The following is a 5,515-nucleotide window of genomic DNA, read 5'->3' as shown; positions in this document are numbered from 1 at the left end:
AAATTCTTATAGCTAATGTGTACCAAAAGGTGTGTTTTGTTTTCGGTATAAACCTAAAATTATTTTCATACCTTTTGGAACAAAAAAATAGAATCCTTATGATAAGGATTCTGCAACAGGAAACAACAAATATATATAAGTAAGATAAAGAGAATTACTTATTATTATACCGTATATATGTATAATGTAATGTTGAGAAAATGTTAAGAAATGGTCGAATCATTCTCATATGTATTATGTAGTAATGGTTGAAACTGCTTGTTTGTAAACGAGTTGCTGTTTACCACGAACCATCATAAGAATCGTAAATTTGTCCATTGCAAGAATCTGCCCGGTGATCCTAACCCCACTCTTTAAAACTACAGTGATTGGCTTATTTTTCTCTTTTAATAATTCAGATGTTTTTTCTTGTAGACCGTTCATATAGCTTTCCCCCTTACTATAATCGTATCATACTTAAATTTAAATACTGTCTTATACACGTATTTCTCAATATAGCCATTGAAAAGGAATCTCCTAATATTACGGATTTGTTTTTTATTACAAGAAAGCTCATTTTTTCCTTTTGGGGTATTTGCCTTTCTTAGCTTGATGGTGATGTTGCCGTACCCCTTATACATTAATTTAAATTTGCTAGCTCTTGATATAGTTTTAACAACATTGCTATGCAATCTTCTTCCGTTTTCCAAACGAATCCATATGCTCTACATACCTCTTTATCGAGTTTTTGATGTGCTTTTAAAAGTTCAGTATATAAATACATATTTTCACCATACATATCAGCCAATGAACTATCAGGATAAAGTGCTCTTACATTAAGAATATTTTGTGCAGCTTTTTCAATTTCGATTTTTTGCTCATCAGTTGCTTCTAGCCAGGGGAATGTGTTATAGACAACACTTCCTGAATATCTATAATCACTTTTTAAACGTCCAGCTACAGTTCTCATCCATGCCATATGCACACTAGATGTTAATACCCCAAAGTGATATAATGTGGCATTTGGAACAATCAGTGCTGCATTTCCAGATATAATGTCTTTTGAAACAAATCCAATTGGTATGTATTTTCTTTTTTCACTAGAAGGTCCGGGAATAAATAAATAATTTGTATCAGGTTGTGATATAAAAAAGTACAGATGTGGTGTGTCTGCTTTTGCTCTTGTTGGTGCAGCTGTACTTTGTAATCTGAATTCACGTACTTTTTCAATTCTCTCTAATATAGATGGACACTCTTTTAATAATTTCGGATCTGCATATTTTAACCATAAACAGTATCTATCTTTTCCACGTATAAATTCAGATGGCCCCATATATTTCCTTATATAATTTTCTGATAACGGTTCTTTTCTGATTAATTCGTCTTTTTCTTCTGGTGATAGAACTAAATTATTTCCATCCGTAAATTTATTGCTTAAAAATATTTTAGGTACATCACAAAGAGGAGTGCTTCTACTTTCTACTAATATATTTGGAGCATTTATTAAATACGGGTTTATATTATCTGCAAACATTAATTTATTTTTTTCGTTCCATAATTTCTTTGTCGAAGGAACTATCATTGAAGAAAATCCAATAATTATGCAATGTACTGCAGCTTTTCCTTTTGCATCATTATTCCATTTGAAAGTCCGATAGGCAAAATCTATTTTCATTCCATATTCGTTTATAATCTTATTCCAGACGGGTCTAACTTGTTCGCCCTGTGTAATAGAGTTTGTAGATACAAATGCGCATTTTATAAATGTAGATTGAATAAGACGTGAAGCCTTATGATACCAAGCTCCAACATAATCTATGCTATTAGATAATTTGATTTTACCGAATATTTCAACCGCTTCGTTTTTTTGTTCTTTCGTCATCATTGAAGCTCCTATAAACGGTGGATTTCCAATAATATAATTCAATTTGTTTTTAGGAATGACTTCTTCCCAATCAATTGTTAGTGCATTTCCATGCACAATATTAGCTGTTTCTCTAATAGGAAAGTCTATAATATTCATTCCAAAGTAGTTAGAGACTTCCTTGTCTAGTTGGTGTTTCATTAGTAATAAACCTACTTGTGCAATCTGACACGGGAATTCTTCATACTCAATACCATAAAATTGTTCAATTGAAATTTTGCAAAGTGTATCTATAATTATAAGTTGTCTATTGTCATATAACATTTTCAATACTTCAAATTCAAGTAATCGTATTTCACGATATGTTATAATCAAGAAATTTCCACATCCGCAAGCAGGATCCAAAAAATTTATAGTAGATAATTTTTCATGGAATCTTTCTAATTCTACTTTTGTACTTTTACTCTTTTCAAATTCTTCCCATAAATCATCTAGAAACAATGGTTTTATGAGTTTAAAAATATTTTCTTCGCTTGTATAATGAGCACCTAGTTCACGTCTTTCTTTTTCATCCATGACACCCTGGAACATAGCACCAAATATAGCTGGTGATATATAAGCCCAATCAAAATCACAACAATCTAATAGTAATTTACGCATTTTTTTATCAAAATAAGCAGGCGGTAGCTGTTTGGCGAATAGCTTACCATTAATATAACGGAACCTTTTCAACTCTTCAGGTAAATTAGTCATTCTTTTATTATCTGGTGTATCTAAGGTACTGAATAGTAACATGATTCTTGAAGATAAATCACTTCCATCTTCTTGAGAACTTTTAATATATTGTTCAAAAGTTCTTTCCTCAAATATACCAGTATCTTCTGCAAATAAACAGAATAGAAGTCTGACAAGATAGATCTCTAAATCTTCTCCTTCGTAACCATTTGCTTTTATTGCATCATGCAGCTTCGCCATCTTATAAGAGGCATCTGTATTAACTTCAATATCTGTTTTAAAGGTTATTTCAGAAGTGTATCCGGCTAGTGTTCCAAGCATACGAACATGACTTTTTAATTGACTTACTTTGAATCTTTTAAAAGTCTGCATGGTCTTCAAATTAGTTACTTGAATATAGTCGAAATCAGAAACCAAGAGTAATTCTGGATATTCATCTGGCTTTAAGCACTTTGTATAGTCGTAACCTTGATTATAGGCACGAATAAGGCTTTCTCCCTTACTCTTCATTTCAATTAAAATTTTACCTGGCAAAAGATAATCAATATAACCAATTTTCCCTTGATTATCTCTGACTTGATATTCGTGAAGTCCTTCATGGAAATCTACACCGAATACGTTCATTAGATCAATCTCAAATTTCTGTGCTTCCTGTCGCTCATCCCCCCTGCAATTTTTCCGATTTTTAGAAAAATAGATTGCATTTGTTTCAATTGTTTCCCAAGTTAAATTTTTCATAACATTCTCCAATCCGCTTTCTACCTTTTCACTGATTCGTAGCATATTAAAACCATAGGAGGTGATACATATATTATTTATGTAACCCTTTTGCCTTAAATTCTCTCCATATGTCTTCTATAAAAAGAAATTGATGATGATAACCAGCACGACGTATTAATTCTATATCACCCGAACGATCTTCAAAAAATTGAGAAGCATATCGTCTTCTACGCAAATCATTTGTAGCGATTTTAAATTCTGGATCTGCAAAAATACATTCTTTTAACTCTATTAATTGTTTATCGATTTTATTTTTACGATTGTTCTTAATCTCTTCTAACTTTTCTTCTGGAATTTCTTGTACGATTTCTTCAACAATTATATTTACCATATCGTCATATTCACAAAGCTCACCGATTTCTACTCTTTCGGTATAATTAAAAAATAAGAACCCATCTTTTATGTAATAAATTAATACAGATGCTGGTTTTTCAAAATTAATTTCACTTAACATTTTATTATACTTATAAATTTCTGCACTTACTTGTTCTTGAATTGCATCTTCATACTTTTGGTGGTATTCATCAGGAATTACATAATTCTCCTTACGGTCGTATATGTACATGTAAAATAGCAATTTATTTTCTACATAAACATGAAAGTCTAGAAATTCTTCTAGATTGGGTATTTCTATTTGATTATCTTTTTCTACATTTATATGAATATTTCCATTAACAAGGGAAAATCCTCTTGTTTTAGCTAGATCTTCTAAATTTTCTTTAACCCATACTTGATATTCCATAATTGATCCTCCCGAACGAATTCAGATTCGTGCCCTATGTAATGTTAATAAAGAAATATGACGCCTTCCATCATAATTTTTCTTCCCCAATTCCATTTTAATTTATCTCTACTCAAATTATACCATTTTGCATTAATTGAAAAATGAGACAACATTTTGAAACACTTCAAAATCACGTAGACCTTTTGAATCATTATCGAATTGTTGTAAAACACCTTATCAAAAACGATGGTTTTTGATAAATACAAAATGAACAAAATATAAGCCGTATAAATCGCTTAACTACGTTATCAAAACTATTATCAAAATCAAATTAACTTTAACTACCCTTTATGATAAAATTATCGTGTAAAGGATAGGTGATTTTATGAATCCATATGTTTATGGTTATGCAAGGGTAAGTACCCAACAACAAGATTTGATTCGTCAAATAGATATGCTTCAAAATTATAACTGTACTGAAATTTTGACTGAAAAAATGACAGGTACGAAAAGTGATCGTCCAGAGCTTACTCGGTTGAAAGATAAAATTAGACCTGGTGATACATTAGTTGTTGAAAGTTTTTCTAGATTAGGACGAAGTACAAAGGATTTAATCGAACTTGTTGATTACTTTGAAAATAAAGGAGTCAAACTGATTAGCATTAAAGAACAATTTAATACGAATACCCCTCAAGGAAAATTAATGTTAACTGTATTTCAAGCATTCAGCCAATTTGAAAGAGATTTAATTGCCCAACGAACACAAGAAGGTCTTGAAAGTGCAAGGGCAAGAGGGAGGGTTGGTGGTCGTCCTCGTATTAAAGATACCTATATTCAAAAGGCATTAAATTTATATAAGTCAGAGCAATATAGTATTCGAGAAATTATAGATATGACTGGCATTAGCCAAGCAACACTGTACCGATACATACGAAAACACAAGCAAGTACAAAAGAATGAGGAAACAGAAGAAAAAACAGCAACTATTCGTATGTTGTTGCGTGTAGAAAATAATAATAAATTTGTACGGGGAAAGGGGAAAGTTCGAAAGAATATCGAATCCTTTCTCATATCACAATATAATATGGAACAATGCACGGGAGAATATATATTTTATGTTCCTTACATCACAATTTCAGATTTAGAACAAAAGGTAGATAGCATAATTCATGAAATTGATTTTGAAGCGGATTTACAAAACTGTTTTACGGAGTTAGATGTGTACTGTGATGAATTGAAGCTACAGTGGTAAAAGTAGCATTTGCTTATATAGAGAGTTCAATTATAAAATAAGAAGAAGAACAGAAAGACAGGGAGAGGAAACCCATGTCCACAAAATTAGTAAATTTACGAATCGATTTTGCTTTTAAACAGTTATTCGGAACGAAGGGGAACGAAGAAATTTTAACCGGATTTCTAAACGCCATTCTAGA

At 31.2% G+C, this 5,515-nt stretch carries 5 protein-coding genes; 2 read left to right on the top strand and 3 right to left on the bottom strand.

Annotated features, from left to right (window positions below; all coding sequences use genetic code 11):
- Window positions 1-234: 234 nt before the first annotated feature.
- The 3 genes from hfq to JDS96_RS29425 form a co-directional block, all read right to left on the bottom strand.
- Complete coding sequence (hfq, locus tag JDS96_RS29435) at window positions 235-423, bottom strand: RNA chaperone Hfq (RefSeq protein ID WP_199668955.1); 189 nt, start codon at window positions 421-423, stop codon at window positions 235-237.
- 196 nt (window positions 424-619) lie between these two features.
- Window positions 620-3,316 (bottom strand): DNA methyltransferase, encoded by a 2,697-nt coding sequence (locus JDS96_RS29430; protein ID WP_199668954.1) that lies wholly within the window; start codon window positions 3,314-3,316, stop codon window positions 620-622.
- 73 nt (window positions 3,317-3,389) lie between these two features.
- The gene (locus JDS96_RS29425) at window positions 3,390-4,100 is read right to left on the bottom strand and encodes a hypothetical protein (protein ID WP_199668953.1); all 711 of its coding nucleotides are present in this window, start codon (window positions 4,098-4,100) and stop codon (window positions 3,390-3,392) included.
- Window positions 4,101-4,467: 367 nt separating this feature from the next.
- On the opposite strand from JDS96_RS29425, the gene JDS96_RS29420 reads away from it, so the two are divergent.
- Both JDS96_RS29420 and JDS96_RS29415 read left to right on the top strand, forming a co-directional pair.
- The gene (locus tag JDS96_RS29420) at window positions 4,468-5,334 is read left to right on the top strand and encodes a recombinase family protein (RefSeq protein ID WP_199668952.1); all 867 of its coding nucleotides are present in this window, start codon (window positions 4,468-4,470) and stop codon (window positions 5,332-5,334) included.
- Between the two features lie 74 nt (window positions 5,335-5,408).
- Window positions 5,409-5,515, top strand: a 107-nt coding sequence (locus JDS96_RS29415) for a PD-(D/E)XK nuclease family transposase (RefSeq protein WP_199668951.1), incomplete at its 3' end; no start/stop codon positions are given.

The sequence above is a fragment of the Bacillus cereus group sp. N21 genome, from assembly GCF_016483395.1.
Lineage (GTDB): Bacteria > Bacillota > Bacilli > Bacillales > Bacillaceae_G > Bacillus_A > Bacillus_A pseudomycoides.
This window is presented reverse-complemented; position numbering and strand designations above follow the sequence as displayed.